The sequence below is a fragment of the Spirosoma daeguense genome, from assembly GCF_054776875.1.
On sequence record NZ_BAAHBF010000001.1, the window covers coordinates 430,201 to 454,080 of the forward strand.

Annotated in this window: 20 protein-coding genes; 14 read left to right on the forward strand and 6 right to left on the reverse strand. The window is 46.7% G+C overall.

Annotated elements, in window-relative coordinates; all coding sequences use genetic code 11:
• The first annotated feature begins 42 nt into the window (after positions 1-42).
• The 6 genes from ACYVD4_RS01495 to ACYVD4_RS01520 all read left to right on the forward strand — a co-directional run bounded on the left by ACYVD4_RS01495 (position 43) and on the right by ACYVD4_RS01520 (position 7,671).
• Positions 43-1,686 carry a glycoside hydrolase family 28 protein gene (locus tag ACYVD4_RS01495; protein WP_460941844.1) on the forward strand — a complete coding sequence of 548 codons (1,644 nt, stop codon included), beginning with the start codon at positions 43-45 and terminating at the stop codon, positions 1,684-1,686.
• Positions 1,687-1,796: 110 nt separating this feature from the next.
• Complete coding sequence (locus ACYVD4_RS01500; protein WP_460941845.1) at positions 1,797-2,555, forward strand: rhamnogalacturonan acetylesterase; 759 nt, start codon at positions 1,797-1,799, stop codon at positions 2,553-2,555.
• A gap of 155 nt (positions 2,556-2,710) precedes the next feature.
• Complete coding sequence (locus tag ACYVD4_RS01505; RefSeq protein ID WP_460941846.1) at positions 2,711-3,709, forward strand: pectinesterase family protein; 999 nt, start codon at positions 2,711-2,713, stop codon at positions 3,707-3,709.
• A 10-nt stretch (positions 3,710-3,719) separates the two neighbouring features.
• On the forward strand, positions 3,720-5,408 hold the full coding sequence (locus ACYVD4_RS01510) for a glycoside hydrolase family 43 protein (RefSeq protein ID WP_460941847.1): 1,689 nt from the start codon (positions 3,720-3,722) through the stop codon (positions 5,406-5,408).
• 45 nt (positions 5,409-5,453) lie between these two features.
• Positions 5,454-6,668 (forward strand): glycoside hydrolase family 88/105 protein, encoded by a 1,215-nt coding sequence (locus ACYVD4_RS01515; protein ID WP_460941848.1) that lies wholly within the window; start codon positions 5,454-5,456, stop codon positions 6,666-6,668.
• Positions 6,669-6,717: 49 nt separating this feature from the next.
• Positions 6,718-7,671 (forward strand): hypothetical protein, encoded by a 954-nt coding sequence (locus ACYVD4_RS01520; RefSeq protein WP_460941849.1) that lies wholly within the window; start codon positions 6,718-6,720, stop codon positions 7,669-7,671.
• Between the two features lie 123 nt (positions 7,672-7,794).
• On the opposite strand, the gene ACYVD4_RS01525 is transcribed toward ACYVD4_RS01520, so the two are convergent.
• Positions 7,795-8,130: a YnfA family protein gene (locus ACYVD4_RS01525; RefSeq protein ID WP_460941850.1), complete on the reverse strand. Its 336-nt coding sequence runs from the start codon at positions 8,128-8,130 to the stop codon at positions 7,795-7,797.
• A 284-nt stretch (positions 8,131-8,414) separates the two neighbouring features.
• On the opposite strand from ACYVD4_RS01525, the gene ACYVD4_RS01530 reads away from it, so the two are divergent.
• The 4 genes from ACYVD4_RS01530 (at position 8,415) to ACYVD4_RS01545 (ending at position 10,456) form a co-directional block, all read left to right on the forward strand.
• A complete protein-coding gene (locus ACYVD4_RS01530; protein WP_460941851.1) occupies positions 8,415-8,675 on the forward strand; it encodes a DUF2024 family protein in 261 nt (86 codons plus the stop codon).
• A 45-nt stretch (positions 8,676-8,720) separates the two neighbouring features.
• A complete protein-coding gene (locus ACYVD4_RS01535) occupies positions 8,721-9,485 on the forward strand; it encodes a hypothetical protein (protein WP_460941852.1) in 765 nt (254 codons plus the stop codon).
• A gap of 104 nt (positions 9,486-9,589) precedes the next feature.
• Positions 9,590-9,853, forward strand: a complete 264-nt coding sequence (locus ACYVD4_RS01540; RefSeq protein WP_460941853.1) for a hypothetical protein — start codon at positions 9,590-9,592, stop codon at positions 9,851-9,853.
• On the forward strand, positions 9,854-10,456 hold the full coding sequence (locus tag ACYVD4_RS01545) for a MarR family winged helix-turn-helix transcriptional regulator (protein WP_460941854.1): 603 nt from the start codon (positions 9,854-9,856) through the stop codon (positions 10,454-10,456).
• 354 nt (positions 10,457-10,810) lie between these two features.
• Here ACYVD4_RS01545 and ACYVD4_RS01550 read toward each other — a convergent pair whose 3' ends face one another.
• The 3 genes from ACYVD4_RS01550 to ACYVD4_RS01560 all read right to left on the reverse strand — a co-directional run bounded on the left by ACYVD4_RS01550 (position 10,811) and on the right by ACYVD4_RS01560 (position 14,805).
• Positions 10,811-11,467, reverse strand: coding sequence for an NADPH-dependent F420 reductase (locus tag ACYVD4_RS01550; RefSeq protein ID WP_460941855.1), 657 nt, complete (start codon positions 11,465-11,467; stop codon positions 10,811-10,813).
• A gap of 90 nt (positions 11,468-11,557) precedes the next feature.
• Entirely contained in the window at positions 11,558-12,154 is a 597-nt protein-coding gene (locus tag ACYVD4_RS01555; protein ID WP_460941856.1) for a Crp/Fnr family transcriptional regulator, read from the reverse strand.
• Positions 12,155-12,303: 149 nt separating this feature from the next.
• A complete protein-coding gene (locus tag ACYVD4_RS01560; protein ID WP_460941857.1) occupies positions 12,304-14,805 on the reverse strand; it encodes a glycoside hydrolase family 95 protein in 2,502 nt (833 codons plus the stop codon).
• A 327-nt stretch (positions 14,806-15,132) separates the two neighbouring features.
• Between ACYVD4_RS01560 and ACYVD4_RS01565 the strand changes: the two genes are divergently transcribed.
• Positions 15,133-16,245 (forward strand): acyltransferase family protein, encoded by a 1,113-nt coding sequence (locus ACYVD4_RS01565; RefSeq protein WP_460941858.1) that lies wholly within the window; start codon positions 15,133-15,135, stop codon positions 16,243-16,245.
• Positions 16,246-16,272: 27 nt separating this feature from the next.
• On the opposite strand, the gene ACYVD4_RS01570 is transcribed toward ACYVD4_RS01565, so the two are convergent.
• Positions 16,273-16,851, reverse strand: a complete 579-nt coding sequence (locus tag ACYVD4_RS01570; RefSeq protein WP_460941859.1) for a sigma-70 family RNA polymerase sigma factor — start codon at positions 16,849-16,851, stop codon at positions 16,273-16,275.
• Between the two features lie 276 nt (positions 16,852-17,127).
• Between ACYVD4_RS01570 and ACYVD4_RS01575 the strand changes: the two genes are divergently transcribed.
• Both ACYVD4_RS01575 and ACYVD4_RS01580 read left to right on the forward strand, forming a co-directional pair.
• Positions 17,128-18,048, forward strand: a complete 921-nt coding sequence (locus tag ACYVD4_RS01575) for an alpha/beta hydrolase (protein WP_460941860.1) — start codon at positions 17,128-17,130, stop codon at positions 18,046-18,048.
• A gap of 116 nt (positions 18,049-18,164) precedes the next feature.
• Positions 18,165-19,172, forward strand: coding sequence for an alpha/beta hydrolase fold domain-containing protein (locus ACYVD4_RS01580; RefSeq protein WP_460941861.1), 1,008 nt, complete (start codon positions 18,165-18,167; stop codon positions 19,170-19,172).
• A gap of 504 nt (positions 19,173-19,676) precedes the next feature.
• Here the strand turns inward: ACYVD4_RS01580 and ACYVD4_RS01585 are convergent.
• Positions 19,677-20,570: an AraC family transcriptional regulator gene (locus ACYVD4_RS01585; RefSeq protein ID WP_460941862.1), complete on the reverse strand. Its 894-nt coding sequence runs from the start codon at positions 20,568-20,570 to the stop codon at positions 19,677-19,679.
• A gap of 294 nt (positions 20,571-20,864) precedes the next feature.
• Here ACYVD4_RS01585 and ACYVD4_RS01590 point away from each other — a divergent pair, with 294 nt between their 5' ends.
• Positions 20,865-23,870, forward strand: a complete 3,006-nt coding sequence (locus ACYVD4_RS01590; protein ID WP_460941863.1) for a SusC/RagA family TonB-linked outer membrane protein — start codon at positions 20,865-20,867, stop codon at positions 23,868-23,870.
• The last annotated feature ends 10 nt before the right edge of the window (positions 23,871-23,880 follow it).

Sequence of the window (23,880 nt, forward strand, 5' to 3'; positions counted from 1 at the left end):
CTACGGGGGAGGGGTTGGGGTGGGGTTAATACAAATACAACCATGAAAAAAAGCCATCAATTACTCAGCGTTGCACTTTTGGGGCTAGTTCCATTTGCTGCTTTGGCTCAAACCTATAGCTGGACGAACCTGCCGAAAATCGTGCAGCCAACGTTCCGAAAAGACACTATCTCGATTCTGACACACGGGGCCAAACCCGATGGTGTTACGTTGAATACGAAAGCCATCAATCAGGCCATTGCTACGTGTAGCCAGAAAGGGGGCGGGGTCGTGCTGGTTCCGGCTGGAATATGGATTACCGGGCCTGTCGAACTGAAAAGCAATGTAAATCTGCACTTAAAAAAGGCCGCTACGTTGCTGTTCACAACCGACAAAAACCAGTATGCGTTGACGGAAGGAACGTATGAAGGCAAGAAAGCAGCCCGAAATCAGTCGCCTATTTCCGGGAGTAACCTGGAGAACGTAGCGATTACAGGACAGGGTATTGTTGATGGAAATGGCGATATCTGGCGCGCTGTCAATAAAAACCAGTTGACCGAACATCAGTGGCAGGAAAAAGTTGCGTCGGGTGGCGTTTTGAAAGACGATGGCAAAACCTGGTACCCCAGCGAGCAATTCAAACGTGCCAGTGTCGATAACAAAAGTATGCTATTGACACAAGGTAAGAAGCCACAGGATTTTGCCGACATGAAAGATTTTCTGCGTCCTAACCTGCTGGTGCTGACCAATTGCAAAAAGGTGTTGCTTGATGGTGTTACGTTCCAGAACTCTCCAGCCTGGTGCTTGCATCCGCTGATGTGTCAGGATTTGACAATTCGGAACGTAACGACGAAAAATCCTGAATACGCACACAACGGCGACGGCATGGATATCGAATCCTGCAAAAACTTCCTGATCGAAGGCTGTACGCTCGACGTTGGCGATGATGCCATCTGTATCAAATCGGGCAAGGACGAAGAAGGTCGTAAGCGGAATATGCCTACCGAAAACGGCGTGATACGTAACAATACGGTTTATAACGGTCATGGTGGTTTTGTGATCGGTAGCGAAATGAGTGGCGGTGCACGTAACATTTTTGTGTCTAACTGCACGTTCATGGGAACTGACAAAGGACTACGTTTCAAGTCAGTACGTGGCCGGGGCGGTGTTGTGGAGCATATCTACGCGAAAGATATTTTCATGAAAGACATTGCGCAGGAAGCCATCTTCTTCGACATGTACTATTTCGTGAAATTCGCTACGGATGGCGAGCGTGACATGCGTCCGGTTGTGAACGAAGGCACCCCAATCTTCCGCAATATGAAGTTCGAGAATATCGTCTGCAACGGTGCGAAAAAAGGTGTTTTTGTGCGCGGGTTGCCTGAAATGCCAATTCAGAATATCCAACTGGTAAACCTGACGCTGAAAACCGATAAAGGTGTTGAGCTGATTGATGCGCAGGGGATTGAAATTCGGAAAGCGCAGTTCATTACGAACGATACCAAGCCGGTGATTCTAGTCGACAACAGCAACAAACTGACTTTCGACGCTATCCAATATAATCCGCAGGCTAGCCTGTTGTTTTCGATCAATGGCGAACGGAGCCAGGAAATTCAGGTGACCAATACCGACGTAACGAAAGCGCAAAACAAAGCCGAATTCAGCAAAGGCGCGCTGGAGAAAAATCTGATGTTGTCAAGTAAATAAGGTTGTCTCAGACAGCATCTTGCTGTCTGATCCTCCGGATGGTTTAGTTACCTGACAGGACAGCAAGATGCTGTCTGAGACAATCTTCAGTTCAGATAAACAATAGAAATATGACTCGTTTCCGTTCTACGTTACTGATATTCGGTTTACTGGCGCTTTCTGCTTTTACCACACCGCCCAGCAAGATCACGGTTTATCTGATTGGTGATTCGACTATGTCGATCAAGCCTGTAAAAGCGTATCCCGAACATGGCTGGGGAATGCCATTTGCCAATTTTTTCGACGAAAGCGTAACCGTCGATAATCGCGCCCAGAACGGACGTAGCACCCGGACATTTATCGAGGAAAAACGCTGGCAATCGGTGGAAGAGAACCTGCACGAAGGTGACTACGTGTTTATTCAATTCGGTCATAACGACGAGGTGCCGACCAAAAAAAGCTATACGAACGAAGCCGATTTCCAGACCAATCTGATTCGGTTTATTACCGAAAGTCGGGCTAAAAAAGCGATTCCTGTGCTCATCACGCCCGTTGCGCGCCGGAAGTTCGATGAAGCCGGAAAAATTGAAGGTACGCACAACGTTTATTCAGAATTAGTACGCAAAGTGGCCACAGACAATAACACGCCCTTAATCGATTTAGACCCGCAAAGTCAGCAGCTATTGCAGCAACTGGGCGTAGAGCCGTCGAAACATTTATTTCTGCACCTCGCTCCCGGTCAACATCCCAACCACCCGCAAGGCAAAGAAGATAATACGCACTTTAGCGAGCTAGGTGCCCGCCGGATGGCCGAAATCGTACTGGCAAATATCAGATCACTAAAGCTGGAGCTTGCCGACCGGATTGTTAAACCGGAGAGTGTTAAGTAAACGGATTTACCACCCCTAGCCAGAACGCTGGCACGGCCCTCCTAAAACAGGAGGGGAATATGCACAAGTGACACCTTTTGAGGAACCCCCGCCGGTTTTAGGAGGGGCCGGGCCCACGCTGGGCAGGGGGTGGTCTTTCACATATTTCCTTACAAATGAAAAAACTGCTTTTATTTTTTTGCTTGCTAGCTTGTACGAATGCCGTCTGGAGTCAGACATTATCTACTACTGAGTCGGTGACGTTTACCGTTGCGCAGGATGGGAGTGGTACGTATAAGACCATTCAGGAAGCCGTCAACAACTTCCGCGACCACATGCAAGTGCGTGTTACGTTGTTTATCAAAAACGGTACGTATGCCGAAAAACTCGTCATTCCGTCGTGGAAACCCAATATTCACGTCATCGGCGAAAGTAAAGAAGGCGTCATTATTACGGGCGATGATTATTCGGGGAAAGCGTATCCGGGCGGTAAAGACTGGACTGGCAATAGCAAATTCAGTACGTATACATCTTATGTCGTGCTGGTCGATGCTCCTGATATTATTCTGGAAAATCTGACAATACGTAACACCGCAGGGCGAGTTGGGCAAGCTGTAGCGTTGCACGTAGAAGGCGACCGGTTTGTTTGTAAAAACTGCGCTCTGTTGGGTAATCAGGACACGCTCTATGCAGCCGCCGAAGGTAGTCGACAGTATTACGAAAACTGCCATATCGAAGGCACGACGGATTTTATTTTCGGGAAGTCGATTGCTGTGTTCCAATCGTGTACCATCAAAAACCTATCGGATTCGTTTATAACCGCAGCCGCTACGCCCGCTTACCAGCAATATGGCTTCGTCTTCTTCGACTGTAAACTCATTGCCGATCCATCGGTCAAAAAAGCCTATCTCGGTCGTCCGTGGCGACCACAGGCCAAAACCGTTTTCATACGTAGCGAAATCGGCGACCATATTCTTCCCGCTGGTTGGGACAATTGGGGAAATGCCGCCAATGAAAAAACAGTTCTCTACGCCGAATATGGCAGCACTGGCCCCGGCGGCACTACGTCGAAACGGGCCGGTTGGTCAAAACAGCTTTCGGCGAAGGACGCTAAACAATACACGCTAACGAACATCTTTTCTGCTCAATCGGCCTGGAATCCGAAGGCTAACTAATCTCGCTGTTATGAATTCGCTACCACTCGTTGGTTTGTTCTGTCTATCAACGCTTTCGGCGGTTGCGCAAACGGCCAAACCGAAAGTTACTACGTTGCCCGCTCCAACGCCCTACGTATCGAAAGTTTGGGTGTCGGATTTGGGAAATGGTACGTATAAAAACCCGGTGCTGAATGCCGATTATTCCGATCCTGATGCGTGTCGGGCGGGTGATGATTTTTATCTGGTTGCGTCCAGCTTCGATGCCATTCCGGGATTGCCCATTCTGCATTCGAAAGATCTGGTCAACTGGACGCTCATCGGGCACGCGCTGAAACGTCAGCCGCCATTCGAGCATTTCGAGAAAACGCAGCACGGCAATGGCGTTTGGGCTCCGGCGATACGGTACCATAACAACGAATTCTATATCTATTATCCCGATCCTGATTTTGGTATTTATCTGACCAAAGCTAAAAATCCGGCAGGGCCGTGGTCGGAGCCAGTACTGGTGGAAGGCGGTAAAGGATTGATTGACCCGTGCCCGCTCTGGGATGACAACGGGCAGGTTTATCTGGTGCATGGCTGGGCGGGTAGCCGGGCGGGTATCAAAAGCGTAATTACCGTTAAAAGGCTAAACGCTGAGGGTTCAAAAGTAGTAGACGAAGGTGTCATTGTTTACGACGGTCATGAAACTGACCCGACCATCGAAGGACCAAAGTTTTACAAACGGAACGGCTATTACTACATTTTCGCTCCGGCTGGTGGCGTACCGACAGGCTGGCAACTGGTGCTACGTTCGAAGAATATCTATGGCCCCTACGAACGGAAAGTAGTGATGGATCAGGGAAAATCACCCATCAATGGGCCGCATCAGGGTGCCTGGGTCGATACGTCACCGATTAATGGAAAGTCAGAAGACTGGTTCCTGCATTTTCAGGACAAAGAAGCCTATGGTCGCGTGGTGCATTTGCAGCCAATGAAATGGGTAAACGACTGGCCCGTTATTGGCATTGATGCCGACAGCGATGGCAAAGGTGAACCAGTGCTGACACATAAAAAACCGAATGTCGGCAAGACGTATCCGATTGCTACACCGCCCGAATCCGATGAGTTCGATGGTACTACGTTAGGGTTACAATGGCAGTGGCAGGCCAACCCGAAAGGCTTCTGGCATAGCATGAGCAAGCAGAGCACGCTACGTCTCTATTCGTACAAAACGCCCGACGATGCCAAGAACAACTGGGACGTACCGAATCTATTGCTTCAGAAATTTCCAGCCGAACGGTTCATGGCGACGACTAAGCTGACGTTCAAACCAAATCCAAAACTTGAAAACGAGCGCGCTGGGCTGATTATCATGGGGTTGAGTTACGCTAATCTTGTTCTGAAAAGTAGCAAGGAAGGGATTAGTCTGGTGTATGGCGTTTGTAAAAAAGCGTCGGATGGAAAACCGGAGGCTGAAACCGTTATCAATAAAGTAAATGCAGACCAGCCGGTTTACCTCCGTGTTGAAGTAGTTGATGAAGCCAAATGCCAGTTTAGCTACAGCCTCGATGGACAAAGCTTTACCAAAACTGGCGAACCGTTTCAGGCCGAAGTAGGCCGCTGGATTGGTGCTAAACTGGGTATATTCTGTACCCGTACTACGCAGATCAATGATTCCGGCTACGCTGATTTCGACTGGTTTCGGGTTGAGCCGGTGCCGGGCGTAACGCCGTAAGAACGGTTAATAAATTTCTATTTCACTAGCATCTTAACGTATAAAATGACTCGGTTACTTGGTTTCGTGATGGCCCTCACGGTAGGGATAACTATTGGCTTATCAAGCAGTTTTGCGCAATCGACAACTGCTACCACACCGGCTACCTGGGCGGTACGTATGGCCGATTCGGACATGATCCGTAATCCAAAAGGCTGGATGCTCGACTTTTCGAAAGAGCCCCGCTGGAATTATTGTCACGGTCTGGTTTGTAGCTCGCTTGAATCGTTGTGGGAGCAATCGGGCAATGAAAAATACTACGCTTACATCAAGGAATACGCCGACGATATGATCAATCCAGACGGCACGATTAAAACCTATAAGCTGGAGCAGTATAACATCGACGCCGTTAATTCCGGTAAATTTCTGTTCGCGCTGTACGAGAAAACGCACGATACGAAATACGAGAAAGCGATTCGGCTGCTACGTAGTCAGATGCTGACCCATCCACGTACAAGCGAAGGCGGATTCTGGCATAAAAAACATTATCCGCACCAGATGTGGCTCGATGGATTGTATATGGCGTCGCCGTTTCTGGCGCAGTACGCGAAGGCTTTCAACGAACCAGCCTTGTTTGCCGACGTAGCGAACCAGATACGGCTTATCGACAAACATAATAAAGACCCCAAAACAGGTCTCTATTATCACGGTTGGGACGAAAGCAAAGAGCAGCGTTGGGCGAATAAAGAAACGGGTAAATCGGCGCACGTATGGGGACGTGGTCTGGGTTGGTACGCAATGACGTTAGTGGACGTACTGGATTATTTTCCGGAAAATCACCCGGACAGAGCGCAGATTCTGGACATTACCCGTCAGTTGGCGAAAACGCTTGCTACGTATCAGGATTCGAAAACTGGCCTTTGGTATCAGGTAATGGACGTGGGTAGAAAAGAGGGTAATTATCTGGAATCGTCGGGTTCCACGATGTTCGTTTATTTTCTGGCAAAGGCTTCCAGAAAAGACTATCTGGACAAACAATATGTGGACGTAGCGAAGAAAGGATACGAAGGAATTTTAACCAATTTCATCAAAACACAGCCCGATGGTCAGGTCATTATTACCGATGCATGCGCCGGAGCCGGACTAGGCGGAACACCCTATCGCGACGGTACGTATGAGTATTATATCAAGGAAGCAAAACGCGATAATGACCCCAAATCAGTCGGGCCGTTTATCATGCTGGCGCTGGAATTTGATGCTATACAGAAAGGGAAGCAATAGTATACAGTTGCTGGAGGTAGTCTTTCGACATAAATAACAGATTTAACGCATGGCAAAACCGCGCATCATCCGTTTGTTCTCAGCCCTGTTTCTGCTGATTTCGCTACAAAGTACCGCTCAACTTTCCTCTGACAGGTATCCTAACCGGCAGATGCTGTTACGTGATGAGGGCTTATCCAAACTAAATTTTGTGGACGTAGCGCATCCTGAGCGAAATTACTACGTGTCGGTTCCAGCTGGTCGGGATATGCAGTTGATTGGGAAGGGACAGGTGATGCTCGGTACGGGAAAAGGCTACGAAATCAGGGATATTAAAACGGGGGCCAAAGTATCGGAAGTTACTACGTTCGACGGAACTATAGCTGCCCGACGCTTACGTAATGGAAACACGATGCTTGTTGGACTGAACTGGCAGGATAAAAAAGGTATCGTCCTTCTCGAATTGGATCAAAATCAGAATGTGCAGCGAACCATTAACTATCCAGATTTTAACTACGCCCGGCTGATTCGCGAAACCGTAACTGGTAATTTCCTAATCACAGCCAACGACCGGGTATTTGAAGGGAAATCTGACGGCTCAATTGTGTGGCAGGCCGAACTTACCAAACAGGCAAAAGCACAACATGCGTGGCAAGCGCAACGATTAGGCAATGGGCAGACGTTGGTGAGTAGTGGTTTTGCGGCAAACTTCCAACGATTCGATCAGAAAGGGGCTTTTGTAGATAGTGTGAGTGGCCCACCCGCTGTACAGCCTTATTTCTTTTCCGGTTTCCAAATCCTGAAAAATGGCAATTGGGTCGTAGCGAACTGGCAGGGGCACGGCGCTGATCACGGAGCCAGCGGAACCCAGATTCTGGAATATACGCCAGCCGGAAAGCTGGTCTGGTCGTGGAAGCAGGATGCCAAACAGCAGTCGTCCATTCAGGGCGTATTGGTGTTAGATGGACTTGATTTGAACCGTTCTCACGTAGAAGATGCGCAAGGGAGTTTAGTGCCGAATTAAGGTAGATTCCAGAATGGACGTTCATTCCAAAGTTGATAATTGAGCGAGTTTGATACGTCAATAATGTGTTTTGCACCCGCCGACGCAGAGCTTCGTTGGTTCTACGTAAAATGCGTATTAAAACTACGTTCGGGGCGCGTAATAAATGATACAGACACCGATCAGAGCAATGAGTGCTCCTAAAATATCGTATCTGTCAGGACGGAAACCGTCTACATACCAAGCCCAAAGTAACGACATCACAATAAAAATACCGCCATACGTAGCATAAACTCGACCGAAGCCAGACGGTTGTAACGTAGCAACTACGCCATAGACTGCCAGAATAATACCGCCCAAAATACCATACCAGAGCGGTTTGCCTTCCTTCATCCACAACCATACCAGATAGCCACCCCCGATTTCGCATAAGCCCGCTAAAACGAAAATAGATAATGATTTGCCAACTGTTTCGAGCATCGCAGAGTAGGTTAAAAGTGGAATGTACTGAATTATAAATGGTGGTAAGCTATAGTTCTTTTTTGACAGGATCAACAGGTCTTTCAGGCTTTAGCTCTTATATAAACAAAGGAATGAGCAGGAGATCAGTACATTAACGACCGTTTTGGGCTGTGCAGTCTCGTTATAAATCCTATTCTTAATGAACATTATTATTAAAAGATTCAGCTATTCCTTTTTTTGTTAGGATTCCTAACTATATTTGCAACGAAAATAATTTTATCAATCGCTAACGCTGTCAAATCATGCAAATTTCTGTTTATGACACCTATGTAAACCGTACCGATGGGTCTATCATGCACTTTGATATTCTGGTACCTACTACCCTAAACAATCAGGAAATCATCCATCAGTACGGCCAAACCTATCTGGCGACGAAAGGCCAGTCCGGACAGCCGCTTACAGCCAGTGAATGCCGCTTCTGTCACATTGAAGAAGCTACTGAACCCGTGCGGGCCAGCATTGCGAACCAAGGCTTTTATATCATCGAGATGCAAGGCTGCTAGTAGTCAGGCAATTATTAATGCACAAACCAATCAATCTCTACAACAATGAATCGTACATCCATACTACTTAGCACATTCGTCGTTTCTGCGAGCGTAGCATTAGCACAAACCAATCAACCGGGAGCGGCCTATAACAACAATGATTTTAAAATTAACTCGGCACAAGCCGTTCATCAATCGGATCTGGATATGGTCGTTATGAGCATGCAGGTGAGTGGCCAAGCTGGACGCACTACGCCCAAACCAGCCGGTAACGCCAGCAATGCGCCTGTGCTTGCCTACGTATTTCCAACCACGCTCAAGGCGCAGGATGTAGGTTTCTCACCCACAGAAGGCATCGTGGCGCTAGCCCTAACGTCCCATCCCGACATGGACGATACCCCACTCTGGGATGAAAACAACGATGGCAATTTTGATAACGACGGTGTGGTCTGGCATCCGCATTGGGTTGTCTTACAAGAAGATAAGCGGGTTCCTGGAGGATTAAGTGTCAAAGCCTTTCGTAAGACTGACAAGGCAGTAGTGCTTCCTAAAACGGCCCCAGGCGTGCCACTCTACTTTGATTCGCCGGGTTATGGAGTAGTTACCTCGGGTCAGGCCATACGGGTAGCGATTCCGGCATATCGTATTAATCACCGAACCGATTTCCGCTTTGATGCCGTCACTTGCTATCTGCAAATGCATCACTCAGCACATGGCGAGAATGGAGCAAACCATGAATCTACCGACAAACCTATGCTGGGCGTATACGCAGTGTATGGAGTCTTGTCCGGTAAATTATCACTACCTTATACGGTGGTAAAGAAATAGAAAGGCTCTTCGAAATGGGATATTAGAATGAATACCCATGGTTTGTCTTTTGATAACCTAGTTCGAAGGAGCTATCGATCTAACCAAACAAAATACTCGTTCATATGGAAACCACGTCATCGTTTACTACGTACCTGACAGCTTTGATCGAGCAACGTAAGTATGTAAAAATCCAATATTTTACCGAGCTTCACGAGTTAATTACCCTGAATGCACTTATCAAGTATATGGGTAAGGAACGTAATAATCCCGTGGCCGTTCTCTCATCGGGAGAGAAAATTCCTTTAAATAAACTGGTTAGTGCTGGAGGAGAATTCTCCCCGAACTATGAGGGTTATGCCCCTTATTGTGAAACCTGCGATTGTTGAATGAATGATTCTGTCTTTAACCTAGATCAACAAAATAGCTCGGTCGATGCCAAGATTGTAGTCGGTCTGGAGCGACTTGGTGAAGTATTCCGGACTTTACTCTGGCAGCAGAACCGCGAAACGGGTCTAAGTCCAATTCAGATTCAATTACTTCTTTTTCTGGCCTTTCATGACCCTGCTATATGTAAAATAGGGTATCTGGCTGCCGAGTTTAACCTGACCAAGCCAACGATCAGTGATGCGATCAAAGTACTGGTTCAGAAAGAGTTGGTAGCAAGAATCAGTGATCCCCTGGACAGCCGTAGCCATAGTTTACAGATAACTTCGGCAGGACAGCAAATTGTCGATCAGACGAGTGGATTTGCGGGCGTGTTGAGCCAGTTGATTGGTCAGTTAGACGTAGTGCATAAAACGACTCTTTACGAAAGCATATTCACACTCATTTACGGACTCCATCAACGCGGTTTGATCACGGTACAACGAATGTGTAAGACCTGTATGCATTACCAGTATGATGGGCAGATTCACTATTGTGGACTGTTAAAAATACCGCTGGAAGCAGAGCTTCTCCGTTTGGATTGTCCAGAACATGCCGTTTTGTGAAGTCTTGCGTTTGTGGCAATTAGACGTTTTCGTGTGGCACTAAAACTGTGTTGTACAGAGTACCGCCATGCAAGACCACCAATGGCTTTCCTTTTTTTAGACTTCGGAATAAATCCGGGCATTTCCCGTCGGTACGTAATGGCTTTCTTCGGGATTATTGCCGCAGAGAATCGTATTGGCCGTTGAAGGAATCCACTGCCCAGAAGCAAACACCCTTCCAAAATTTCGACCAAACGTAGCGCAACTGATCAATAGAGATAAGGCGAGAAATTTGTGCTCGTGTTGTTACGTATTGAATAAACGTAGCAACACGAGCACAAGCCAATGTTGCTACGTTTGTGAATATTATTGGTGCTACACCTTTTCCGTTGCCTCTACTAAAGTCACGGTTTTTCCCAAAGCTCCAAATTCATGTAAATCACCAAAGACCTCAATACGTATAGACTGATCAAGGCCACCCACACGTAGAGGAGCAAATCCAGCATCAACTATGAGTTCTTCAATTGGCGCGTCAATGTTCTGATCGTCTGTAGCATAAAACAGAACAGTTGCTTCTGGCGTCTGACCCGAACTATTCTTCAACGAAGCAGCCCCTAGTGTACCAAAGGCTTTTGCCAGTTTAGCCCCTCTAGGCAGGAGTGATGCATTGATTTGACCGGCGGATTCAAATGCGCCAATAATTTTCACAAAACCACCTTTTTCATCCGGCGCAATCGGGTTCGATGGATCAACAATGATTTTACCCTCCAGTTCAGAAGCATATTGCGTCAGAAATTCCTTTATAGACGCGAACCAGATGGCTAAAACCACTATATCCGCTTCCTGAATAGCTTCTTTGATCTTTCTGGGTTGCGCTAAACCGCCCAGTTTCTGAGCTAGCGTTTGCGCCGTCGACAAATCTCGTGATGCCAGTATAACCTCCCTATTTCCGTTGATTAAATCAGTGGCCAATACGCTGCCAATGTTCCCTAATCCAATAATTGCGACTTTCAATTCTGCTGTAGTTGACATGATCTTTTATTGTTTAAATGACCATGCAAAGGTCCGCCAGACTAAGCCCGATGGCCAATAAGCTATCTTAAGAAATAGGCTTAAACTAGTTTAAGAGTTGGCGATGTCTTTTCGGATTTTACTCAGAAATTCGGGAGTAATGCCTAGGTAAGACGCGATCTGGGTATTGGGGAGCCGTTGGGCTAGTTGAGGATAGCGCTCCAGAAATAACAGATAGCGTTCCTGCGCTGTTGAGCTGATCGTTTGCAACACGCGGTTTTGCAGCTCTACATATTTATTCTCGATAATAACCTTAAAAATACGGTCGAGCTTAGGCAAATTTGTGTATAGAAAATAGAGATCCTGCTTGTCAATCTGTAGCACTATCGACGGCTCCAAAGCTTCGATAAATAACGCACTTGGCTTGCCCGAATGTAAGCTACCAATGTCGGCTATCCACCGGGCCTCCGGGCGGTCATTTTCAGCCGCAAATTGTAGATTATGTTCGGTACCTTTTTGGTCAACGGCAAACATCCGAAAACACCCTTCTACGATAAATGAATATTGATTACAAGGAAATCCTTCCTGTAAAATAGCCTGTCGACGTCGGATTGATCGTTGGGTGACACGCCCCTCCAGAAGCTGCTTTTCCTCAACTGAGAAAGGAATATAGCTCTCGAAATGATCAATGAGTGGCTGAATGTTCAAGTGCGTAAATAGAAGGCAACGTAAATGATGTAAGCATGACTGATACCAGACCAAAAAAGTTCGGTATAAAGCCAGCTCATCAACATTCCTTCATCAACTAGCCTTGTTCAGACAGCCACAGATCATCATGCAATGTTAGTGCGCCCACTCTATTTCCCTGCAAACGTATAACTACCGCCTGCCTTCGTTGGAATATCGTACACGAACGACTCCCGTAAAACAGGGGATTTAACACTGGCTTTTGATGAACGTAGTGGCTTTTGTATAGCTGCCGATTCGTAGAATGGGTTTGAATTTTCACCTTTGGCCGATGCTAAGAGATCGCCATTGGTTGTGTTGATAGGCGTATGCACCCGCACGCGGCAATTTCCTCCGAGTTTGGAGCGAATCGCCAACGTAGTGATTTTACCAGCTTTCCAGGCTAAATCGATTGAAAAACCACCACGAGCCTGCAAGCCTTTTACTTCGCCATCGGGCCATTGGTCGGGCAACGCAGGCAGAATATGCAACGTACCGTCGTGACTTTGAACCAGCATCTCGGCAATGCCCGATGTACAGCCAAAATTACCATCGATCTGAAACGGTGGATGAGCGTCGAACAGGTTAGGATACGTACCACCGTTCTGTCCCGATGCTTCTGCTCCGGCTGGCGTCAATTGATCGGCGATGAGTTTGTAAGCACGGTTTCCATCGAGTAAGCGCGCCCAGAGATTAACTTTCCAGCCCATGCTCCAGCCCGTCGATTTATCACCCCGGTAAATCAGCGAATTTTTGGCCGCTTCGAACAATTCAGGATTGACATACGGCGAAATCTGATTGCTCGGATAAAGGCCATACAAGTGCGATACGTGTCGATGTTTATCCGTCGGTTTGTCCCAATCCTGAAGCCATTCCTGCAATTGATTATGCTGCCCAATCTGCATGGGCGGTAGCCGTTTCAACATCGTTTGTACCGTATCCGCAAACGGTTTATCCGTGCCGAGAATCGCAGACGAGCGTAGTAGATTCGATAAAACGTCAAACACCAATTGGTTATCCATCGTCGTACCAGCGCTCACACCGACCCCACTCTCATACGTATTTTCTGGTGACATCGACGGTGCTACAACCAGCCATTTATGGGTAGGCTCTTCCTGCAATACGTCGACATAAAACAGCGCAGCTCCTTTCAGCACCGGATACATTTCTTTCAAAAACGCCTTATTGCCCGTAAACAGGTAATGCTGCCAGATATGTTGCGAAAGCCATGCGCCCCCCATCGGCCACATCCCATAAAATCCACCATCGACATTACCCGTTATCCGCCATAAATCGGTGTTGTGATGGGTGTTCCAGCCGCGCGCACGGTACATTGTCGACGCGCTTTCTTTGCCCGTTTCGGCCAGATCTTTCAGCATCGAAAATAACGGCTGATGCAACTCCGGCAGACTGGTTACCTCGGCGGGCCAGTAATTCATTTCGGTATTGATGTTCACCGTATATTTACTATCCCAGGGCGGAGCCAGTTTGTCGTTCCATTTGCCCTGTAACGTAGCAGGTTGGGTACCGGGCTGCGAACTACAAATAAGCAAATACCGTCCGAATTGAAAATACAACGACGCCAACGCCGGATCGCCATTGGTTGCGAATTCAGCCAGACGAACATCAGTTGGCTTTTTGACGGCGTCGGTTTGGCCTAGATTCAACGTAACACGGTCGAAATAACCACGATACCGACCAACGTGTGCGGTTTTAAGCGTTACGTATGGTTTCTTTAGGGCACTTGTCAGATAGCCAGTCGCTTTAGTTACTTCGTTGCCTGTCAGATCTTTGTAACTCTTAAAGTTCGTACCCATCGAGACATACAACGTAGCGACATTGGCGTTTTTTATCTCCAACGTAGTATCGGTAAACGTAGTGGTTCCACCTTCCGTTCTTGGGAAAATGTGTGTCTGAAACTTCACCTTGCCAACTTTATTATCGTTGCCCCCACTTACACCCGAAAGGATCAGTTTGCTACGTTCCGTTTTAACGTCATACACCTTCTGCGGGCTGTTCGCACTTACCCGAAACGTAAGACTTCCGGGTTTGCTGGCGGTCAGACGTACCACAATCACCTGATCGGCCAGTGAAGCGAACATTTCCCGCTTATACGTAACACCCGCCACCTGATACGTAACCGTTGAGACAGCCTGCTGAATATCCAGATCGCGGTAATAATTCGTAGCGTTTTCGTGACCCGGAAACGTAATCAGCAGATTCCCAACGGTCTGATAAGGCATTCCATAGTTGTTATTGGAAACTGGCTGACGCGGAAAAACCTTGTTCGACAACTCCTGCGCTTCTTTGTATTTACCATCGAATAGCAACTTCCGAATCTGTTGAATGCCTTCGTAGACACCAGGCATCACATTGTTACCTGGTTCACCGGCCCAAACAGTTTCTTCGTTAAGTTGAAGTTGTTCCTGCTGCGGTTTCCCAAAAATCATGGCAGCCAATCGACCGTTGCCGATTGGCAAGGCTTCATTCCAGTTATTAGCGGGTTTGGTATACCACAATGTTAGCGGGCCGGGTTGGGCAAATGTAGCATACGTAGCGACGAAAAAAGTAGTAAGCGCAAGTAGGTAAAACTTGAGTGAGTGACGTAGCATTAGGCGTTGGGTTTTGCTCATTGTCAGCGTTTACGTAACAACGTAGCACTAGTTCTGACCAAAAGCTTGCTTTACCAATAAGACAGACTCCGCAAACAGAAACCGCAAATGCTTTTATAAATTCTTAGAAAATTAAAATATATACAAGTAAGATTGGTCATGTGTTAGCGAAATAGTACAAAAACCTGTGTGAGCTTTTATCAAATAGATTGTGCTAACATCATTTTTGTTATTTCGAATGCTGAGGAAAATGGAAAGATTTGATCCGGCTCATGATTCGGAGAAGAAATAAGAATTATCGCCAATTTATTTCCTGACGAAGCCGTCGTTATTACTAATTTTCCAGCTATGAATAATAACGAACTTGACACAAAGCCGCATTATCAGATCTTAGATGGACTTCGGGGAGTAGCTGCTATTATCGTCGTATTCTTCCACCTGACCGAACCGCTTGCCACCAGTCACCTCGACAATGTTGTTAATCACGGTTACCTCGCAGTTGATTTTTTCTTTCTCCTATCCGGCTATGTCATCGGGTATGCTTACGACGACCGCTGGGACAAACTAACCATCGGAGGCTTTCTTCGTCGCCGGTTCGAGCGGCTGCAACCACTCGTTGTTCTGGGCATGACGCTCGGTGCCGTAGGCTTTTACTTTACCGACTCAACAATATGGCCGCTCATTCATACCGTTCCTGTATGGAAGCTAATCGTTGTTATGCTGATCGGCTGGACGATTCTACCCGTACCCCTTTCTATGGATATACGCGGCTGGCAGGAAATGCATCCGCTCAATAGTGTGGGTTGGTCATTATTTTTCGAGTATATAGCCAATATTTTCTACGCGCTGGGCCTGAGGAAATTATCGAATAAAGCATTGGCGTTTTTTGTCATACTTGCGGGTGCTGTGCTGTTGCATTTTGCGGTTACTAACCCGAATGGAGATGTTACGGGTGGCTGGACACTCAATGTCGAACAAATGCGCGTAGGAATAACCCGTACACTATTTCCATTCTTTGCCGGTTTACTTTTGTCAAGAGTCGCTCGGCCTATTATGATCAAAAATTCCTTTTTGTGGTGTAGTCTGCTTGTTGCGGCTGTTTTGCTGATGCCTCGAATTGGTGGAGCAAAACATCTCTGGATGAATGGTTTGTACGAAGCATTTTGCATCATCATTGTTTTTCCACTTATTGTCTATATCGGTGCCAGTGGTGTGGTACGTAGTAAAACGGAAGAAAGAATTTGTCAGTTTCTCGGCGATCTTTCCTATCCCTTATACATGACCCACTACGTACTTGTCTATTTTTACGTAGCCTGGATCAGCAATCACAAGGGCATTACGTTAGGACAAGCTTTGCCATACGCATTGCTCACCTTTTCAGGGGCTATCGTGCTGGCTTATGTAAGTTTAATGTGGTACGATAAACCAGTAAGAATCTGGTTGCGCAAAAAGCTGAAGTAACACAACAGAAAGTTGCTACATTATACATTAGTTACTCCACTCCCAAAAAATCACCGCCAGCAGAAAATAATCCTGCAACATAGGACGTAGCATTTTGATAGCCAGACTGATATGATACTCAACAGTACGTTCGGGAATGTTCAGTTGGGCCGAAATCTCTTTCGCCGTTTTGTACTCCAGTCGATTCAGGCGGAAAATCTGGCGAGTTTTTTCGGGCAGATCGTTGAGTTGCTGCTCCACCGAAGCCATCAGATCATTTAGAGCTATTTGCTCCTCCGTGTAATGCTCCGCCGAAGCGAAACTTTGGGCGTGTTCAACGTAGCGTTCACGAGTTAGGCGCGCCTTAAACAGGTTAATGACAGCGTATTTGATGGATGTCTGCAAGTACGCACCCAGATTTTCGACCAGCAGAGTTTCGCGTTGCTCCCAGAGTTTCACAAACAAATCCTGCACCATATCTTCGGGGCTGTCGGTCAACGGTAGTTTGTTCCGGGCTATGGTATAGAGCTTCTTCCAGTGCCGGGAATAGATTTCCTGAAAAGCAGCTTCATCGCTCTTTTTCAGATAGATCAGTAAGGCCGAATCCGGAAGTATTTTGTAATCCATGAGTGCGTCAGTACGCCAAAAATCACTTGCTAAAGTACATAATTTTATACGGATAATGACTAAACAGACAACCTAAGACCGATTTCGAATCTACAAAAGCGCTATTTAGTTCAATCTGCCGTATTGATACGGGAGCAAATACGTTCTGATAACGTTCCCGGCAACGATTGCGTAAAAAGTCACAAAATTTTCGTTGCTTAATCTAATTCGCTTCTTTAATCTTGGCTCGCTTTTCTCTGCTCTGGCGTTTCGCCAACCTTCTCCCTCCTGAATTTTATGCGCAAATTTGACTTGCTGTTCATTCTATTTTTTTGCTCCCCCATTTGGGCAATCGCTCAGGGTTTTATGCCGCTGTGGCCCGTTGGTAAAATGCCTAATTCCAAGGGTATGAACCTGACAGACAGTATCGCCAATGAGCGCGTTTATCGGGTTGGTACGCCGGGTATGTACACGTTTTTGCCATCGGTGCAGGAAAACAAAGGCGCGGCTGTAATTATCTGTCCGGGTGGCGGTTATGAACGATTGGCATATGTAATCAGCGGCTGGCAACTGGCAAAATGGTTCAATACGATGGGCATCAGTGCCTTTGTGCTGAATTATCGTTTACCTAACTCTCCCGACCTAAAACAACGCGAGATGGGGCCGCTTCAGGATGCACAACGGGCTATTCAACTTATCCGCGCCAATGCCGCAAAATGGGGCATCAAATCAGATAAAGTTGGTATTCAAGGCTCCTCGGCGGGCGGACATCTGGCGGCTTTACTGGCCACCTCAACCACCAACGTAGCAGCCATCGGCGACTCAATCAGCAAGCAGCCAACCCGACCCGATTTTGCGATTCTGGTTTCGCCTGTGATTACGATGGGCAAGTACGCACATGCCGGTAGCCGTAAAAATTTACTCGGACCAAACCCTTCCGCTGACTTACTCAACACCTACTCACTCGAAAATGCCGTAACAGCCACTACGTCACCAAGTTTTCTGGTACATGCCTTCAACGATACAGCCGTAGATCAACGGAACAGTTTGCTTTTCTATGAGGCATTGGTCGATAAGAAAATTCCGTCCAGTCTACATATTTTTCCACAGGGCGGCCATGCCATCGCACTACGTAATAATCCGGGCTCAACACAGGAATGGACTTCGCTCTGCGAAAAATGGCTGCTGGAAATGAAGCTTATTCCAGAAATTAAATAACGTATCAGCTATATACGTAATAGAAAATTGTTTTGCTGATTACGGTACGTTAAACGCAGAGCACGCGAAGAAACCCCTCCCTGTGATCTTTGCGATTACTTTATAAACTACTGATTATGACCATTTATTTTATAAAAATTTACGGACAGCGAACGCTACGCTTAACAAGCGTAATGTGCCTGCTGGCGTCCACTGTTTTCGCTCAACTGGGCCCAACGGGTGGGCGTGATACGTCATTTACGGTACGTCGGTCGTATGAACAGGAGAAAAAATACCACCCTGAAATCACAATAGCCGATTCGACTTTACCGGCTGGTGTTCGGGTCGCTCGACATATTGCCTATAGCACGCCAACCGCCAATCGAAAGCTTTCGCTCGACGTGTATTCACCGGCCACTACGTCAGGCAAACGGTCACCAGCCATTCTGATGATTCACGGTGGAGGCTGGCGTTCTGGAGATCGTTCGCATAACAATACGTTGGCTGGTCAGTTGGCCGCCCAAGGATTTGTAGCAGTTCCAGTTGAGTATCGCCTATCGACGGAAGCGTTATATCCAGCGGCTGTACACGATCTGAAAGCGGCTATTCGATGGATGCGGGCCAATGCCGATACGTATGGAATCGATCCGAAACGGATTGCTGTGCTTGGGTTTTCGGCGGGTGGTCAGTTGGCCGCTTTGATCGGCAGTACGAACAAAAATCCGCAGTTTGAAGGTCAGGGCGGAAACGCAAAGTATTCGAGCGAGGTGCAGGCTATTGTCGACATTGACGGTGTACTGGCGTTTATTCATCCCGAATCGGCGGAAGGCAACGATTCGAAATCCATTTCGGCGGGTACGTATTGGTTCGGATACACCAAAGCCGAAAAGCCCGAATTATGGCAGGAAGCGTCGGCGCTCAATCACATCGACAAACATACTCCGCCGATTCTGTTCATCAACAGTTCAGTTGGTCGTATGCACGCTGGGCGCGATGATTTAATGGCTAAGCTAAAACCGTTTGGTACGTATTCCGAAGTGCATACGTTTAATGATGCACCTCACACGTTCATGTTCTTCAATCCGTGGTTTACACCAACATTGACCTATATCAATGATTTCCTGCATAAGGTCTGGAAGTTTTAGAATCTACTTCATTGAGCAGATACGGGTGCGAAATAGCGTAAGGCTACATTTTAGCAGGTCAGAATGAGTGAGCAAGTGTTTTAGGAATTTCGTTGATCGATTCCAGTTTGTGCATTTGCCATAAAATGGCAACAGTAAGGTCAATATTCAGAAAGGCCAACGTGGTCAATACCGATAACAGTGCTAACTCGTATGGCTTCAGTCGAATTATCGTAAAAAATCGGTGCTTCGGTTTTGCGAATTGCGGGTTCGCTAAGCGTTCTTTTTGACGGGATTAACACGATTTTCGTGATTTTTGCCAGTAGCTAACTTAATAAATCCTGACAATCATGTTAATCCTGTCAAAAAGAACTTATCCTAAAGTTCGTTTATAATTCAGTACGTTCCATTTTTAATACGCTCTGGCTGCCAAATCATTATCAAGATGTGGTGGCTATCTAATGTCATTGTAGATAAACGAATATAAATCACTCTGGCAGCCGCTGACGTAGTTAGTACGTATCACTACTGATAAAACGACGGAAACTGCACATAGTGGCATTTGCGCTTATATTCGAGCGGAGTCAGGCCGGTTATTCGTTTAAAATGACTGAAGAAATTTGATCGATTATTGAACCCGCATTCAAAACAGACCGCTTCGGTGGTTATGTCACTTTCTTCAACGAGCAACCGCTGGGCGTGACTGATTCGAATTTCGATTAGAAAATCGTGGAATGTCTTCTTCGTCGCCATCTTAAAATACCGACAAAACGACGTAACGCTCAGATTCGCGACCGACGCCATTTCTTCCAGCGTCAGCTCTCGCTTGTAATTTATCAGTGCATAGTTATAGACCTTATTCAGCCGGTCCGTTTCTTCTTTGTTGGGCTGATACAATCCGTCTTTGGTCGAAATTGGATGCATTTCTTCGCTAGTCGCCAGAATTTCGACCATGGAAAGAATAAGAACTAATCGACGAAGACCCGACGTTTTTGCTGATTCGAGCATGAGCGGAACCAGCTCTTTTCTTGTCTTTCCGGTGATAACCAAACCCGCCTTGGCTCTGTCGTATAAACTCAGAATGGCATCAGCTTCTGGCTTTTGCAGAAAATCCTGCCCCATAAAATCAGGCAAAAACTGAACAACTACGGCCTCTGCGGTAATCGTAGGGTCCTGCCGGAAATATTGCTCGTTGCATCGCCACATATGCGGCAGATTTTCGCCCAGCAGCAATAACTCGCCCGCGTTGAAATTGCTAACATTGTCGCCCACGAAGCGAACGCCTTCACCACGTACAATAAAATGAAGTTCCAGTTCAGGATGGTAGTGCCAGACAGTGCCAAAATTGGGCAGCGTGTGATGGCGCACTACATGTGAGCTTAACACATCTCGGGGTACCAGATAAAATTGAGGCTTCATCTTTTCAGGGGTGATTAAAGTAGTAGGCACAGCAATTTTACAATAATTATAACGTATCTGAAAAGCGCATAATTAGGCCAATTTTACCCGCAACCAGCGCATTCCGGCAACTTTTCTTTCAAATAGCCCTAAATCGACTTCCTACAAAGCCTTACCAATAGTTTCATACTATTTCACCTAAAAGTGATATGATAATTTTAAGGACATACTAGATAATTGTTTGAACGCCGTTTACCCCTGTTTGCCGGAGCTTTGTAGCATGATTACGGTTCATTCTTTAAAAGCCGAAAATATATGCTAAGCCCTTTACAATCAAGAACATTGGGTCAATATACTGGCCGATTAGGAGTATTTCTGCTGCTCTTATTTACCTCTTTTTTTATCACAATCGCCAGCACTCCCCCCCCCGACCGCATCATTCGCGGAACAGTTCGGGATGCCGAAAACAATACACCTTTACCAGGTGTCAACGTCCTCATCAAAGGCACGCAACGGGGCACGGTCACCAACGGCGATGGACAGTATGAACTCACCGTTCCCGAGCAAAATGCTCAGTTGGTTGTCAGTTTCGTCGGCTATCTCTCCAAAACCGTCGATGTGGGCCGAAACGCTACGTTAGATATTGCGCTACAGGTCGATCAGAAAACGCTGGACGAAATGGTGGTGGTTGGTTACGGAACCCAATCGCGCCGGAACGTAACGGGCTCGGTCACGAAAATCGACATGAAACAGACCGAGAATCTACCCAATACCAACATTACTCAATCATTACGTGGTCGAGTGGCGGGTGTGCAGTTTACCGACAATGGTCGACCGGGGCAGAATGGTTCGATTCTGGTACGTGGTCCGCGTTCGCTGAGTGGCGGCAATAATCCGTTGATTGTACTGGATGGTATCATTTTTAATGCGGGCCTTCAGAATATCAATCCTAATGATATTGAGTCGATGGAGGTGTTGAAAGATGCCAGTGCAGCAGCCATTTACGGTTCACGTGCGGCTAATGGCGTCATTCTCATTACGTCGAAAAAAGGGACAACAGAGAAGCCTACGATACGTTTCAATGGTTTTTCGGGATTAGCCGAGCGTGCTCTGAAGGTAAAACTATTGACGCCCGAACGCTACATCGAACGTATGCGTGACTACAATAGACAGGCAGGGCTCGCGGCTGATAAATTAAGCGACTTCCTGTACGCTTCTGAGATAGCGAATATGAACGCTGGTCGGGTTAATGATCACTGGGATATGGTTTCCCAGCAGGGGAAAATCAGTTCGTATGATCTATCTCTTTCTGGCAGATCTAGCCGAACGAATTACTACGTATCGGCGGCCTGGGTAAATGAACAGGGTATTTATCTGAATGATCAGATGAAACGGTTGACCTTGCGCACCAACATCGAAAATGAAGTGGCTAAATGGCTGACGGTTGGTGTTACGTCTACCTTTATCACAAGAGACCAGTCGGGTAGTCTTCCGGCTCAATCAAGTAATATACACCCCTTTTCCACTCTTTATTATGACGACGGTGAGCCCCGTCAGTATATGTTGCCAGAAGATCAGGTTAGTCAGGGCAATCCACTTTATTCGGCCTTGATGAATAGCAATGAAACGATCGTCAACAATCTATTCACCAATTTCTACGCTATAGTAGATGCGCCTTTCCTTCAGGGGTTGACCTATCGTGTCAATTTTTCGCCGAATTACCGATGGGATCATAATTACAATTTTTTTAGGCAGGATAAGCATATTGCCCTGAATACTACGAATGCCAGCAAGTTCAATCGTCAGGATTATGACTGGGTACTGGAAAATATTCTTACCTACAAAGGCCAGATCAACAACGATAATCAGTTTGACATAACGCTGCTTTATGGCCGTAACCATACGGGGCAGGAAACCACAACTGCCAATGCTAGTCAGTTTGCCTCGGAAATACTGGGCTGGAATAATTTCGCCCTCGGCGGCCTATACACTACGACATCGACCGCTAACCAGACTGACGGTGTTTCGTCGATGCTCCGGCTAAACTATCGGCTAAAGCAAAAATATCTTGCGACATTCACGATGCGTCGTGATGGCAGTTCTGTTTTTGCGGCAAATAACAAATATGCCTTATTCCCTTCTGCAGCTTTATCCTGGATTGTTTCAAATGAGCCATTTTTTAAGAAGTCCAGCGTCATCGACATGCTCAAGTTTCGTGTTTCGTACGGCGCTGTCGGGAATCAGGCGATTAATCCTTATCAGTCGCTCAGCGCTTCTGGTGTAACCCGGTACGTATTTGGTGACGGCGGTTCTCCCTCCCTAGGTATTTTCCCAAATCGAATGGCGAACACTAATCTTAAGTGGGAAACCACCTATACAGCTAACGCAGCCCTGGATTTCGAACTGCTGAAAGGCCGAATAAACGGAACGGCCGAATTGTATGCTATGAATACCAACGATCTGCTTGTGCAGAGGTCTTTACCAACAATGACTGGCTATACTTCGGTTTGGACAAATTTGGGCGGCACCAGTAACCGGGGATTCGAGCTGACAGTAAATACGGTAAACCTTAAGAAGGGTAAGTTTGAATGGAGCACTAACCTGACCTTTTCTACAAACAAGAATAAAATTGTCAAGCTCTATGGATCCGATACAAATGGAGACGGACGCGAAGATGATGACATTGGCAACAAATGGTTTATAGGGCAACCAATGAGTGTAGCCTACGACTATCTATTTGACGGCGTTTATCAGGTTGGCGACAATTTACCGTCCGGCTATAAAGCAGGTGATGCCAGAATGAAGGATTTGAATGGCGATGGAAAAATCACGCCTTCAGATGATCGGGCCATTATTGGTCAAACTGGTCAACCGGCGTTTCGCTGGGGCATCGCCAATACATTTCAATATGGTAACTTCTCGTTCTCCTTTTTCGTAAACGCTATGCAGGGCTGGATCGAGAGTATAGACCTTGCCGGAAATTCACTTCAAAATGATCGGAATTTTAACCGAATCGACTATGGCTGGTGGACACCAGAGAATAAGTCGAACGTAATGCCTTCTCTCATTTATAGTAACCCGTTAGGCCACAGCTATTACGTCAGTCGTGATTTTGTCCGCCTTCAGGACGTATCGTTAGCCTATAGTCTACCCAAGCAGATAGCGGCAAGAATAAAGCTTGCCGATTGCCGGATGATAGTCAGTGGCAAGAACTTGTTGACGTTTACTAAATGGCCAGGAGCAGATCCTGAGAGTGGTAGTGATCAGAGTGGCATACCGCTGTCACGAATGGTTACGGTTGGACTCAATTTCGGCTTTTAAAAATTCACTA

Coding starts and splice junctions, on each gene's coding strand:
- ACYVD4_RS01505 (WP_460941846.1), top strand. CDS start 2,711: ATGAAAAAACTGCTTTTATTTTTTTGCTTGCTAGCTTGTACGAATGCC.
- ACYVD4_RS01575 (WP_460941860.1), top strand. CDS start 17,128: ATGCGCAAATTTGACTTGCTGTTCATTCTATTTTTTTGCTCCCCCATT.
- ACYVD4_RS01570 (WP_460941859.1), bottom strand. CDS start 16,851: ATGGATTACAAAATACTTCCGGATTCGGCCTTACTGATCTATCTGAAA.
- ACYVD4_RS01590 (WP_460941863.1), top strand. CDS start 20,865: ATGCTAAGCCCTTTACAATCAAGAACATTGGGTCAATATACTGGCCGA.
- ACYVD4_RS01495 (WP_460941844.1), top strand. CDS start 43: ATGAAAAAAAGCCATCAATTACTCAGCGTTGCACTTTTGGGGCTAGTT.
- ACYVD4_RS01550 (WP_460941855.1), bottom strand. CDS start 11,467: ATGTCAACTACAGCAGAATTGAAAGTCGCAATTATTGGATTAGGGAAC.
- ACYVD4_RS01525 (WP_460941850.1), bottom strand. CDS start 8,130: ATGCTCGAAACAGTTGGCAAATCATTATCTATTTTCGTTTTAGCGGGC.
- ACYVD4_RS01535 (WP_460941852.1), top strand. CDS start 8,721: ATGAATCGTACATCCATACTACTTAGCACATTCGTCGTTTCTGCGAGC.
- ACYVD4_RS01510 (WP_460941847.1), top strand. CDS start 3,720: ATGAATTCGCTACCACTCGTTGGTTTGTTCTGTCTATCAACGCTTTCG.
- ACYVD4_RS01515 (WP_460941848.1), top strand. CDS start 5,454: ATGACTCGGTTACTTGGTTTCGTGATGGCCCTCACGGTAGGGATAACT.
- ACYVD4_RS01565 (WP_460941858.1), top strand. CDS start 15,133: ATGAATAATAACGAACTTGACACAAAGCCGCATTATCAGATCTTAGAT.
- ACYVD4_RS01545 (WP_460941854.1), top strand. CDS start 9,854: ATGAATGATTCTGTCTTTAACCTAGATCAACAAAATAGCTCGGTCGAT.
- ACYVD4_RS01500 (WP_460941845.1), top strand. CDS start 1,797: ATGACTCGTTTCCGTTCTACGTTACTGATATTCGGTTTACTGGCGCTT.
- ACYVD4_RS01530 (WP_460941851.1), top strand. CDS start 8,415: ATGCAAATTTCTGTTTATGACACCTATGTAAACCGTACCGATGGGTCT.
- ACYVD4_RS01585 (WP_460941862.1), bottom strand. CDS start 20,570: ATGAAGCCTCAATTTTATCTGGTACCCCGAGATGTGTTAAGCTCACAT.
- ACYVD4_RS01540 (WP_460941853.1), top strand. CDS start 9,590: ATGGAAACCACGTCATCGTTTACTACGTACCTGACAGCTTTGATCGAG.
- ACYVD4_RS01580 (WP_460941861.1), top strand. CDS start 18,165: ATGACCATTTATTTTATAAAAATTTACGGACAGCGAACGCTACGCTTA.
- ACYVD4_RS01520 (WP_460941849.1), top strand. CDS start 6,718: ATGGCAAAACCGCGCATCATCCGTTTGTTCTCAGCCCTGTTTCTGCTG.
- ACYVD4_RS01560 (WP_460941857.1), bottom strand. CDS start 14,805: ATGAGCAAAACCCAACGCCTAATGCTACGTCACTCACTCAAGTTTTAC.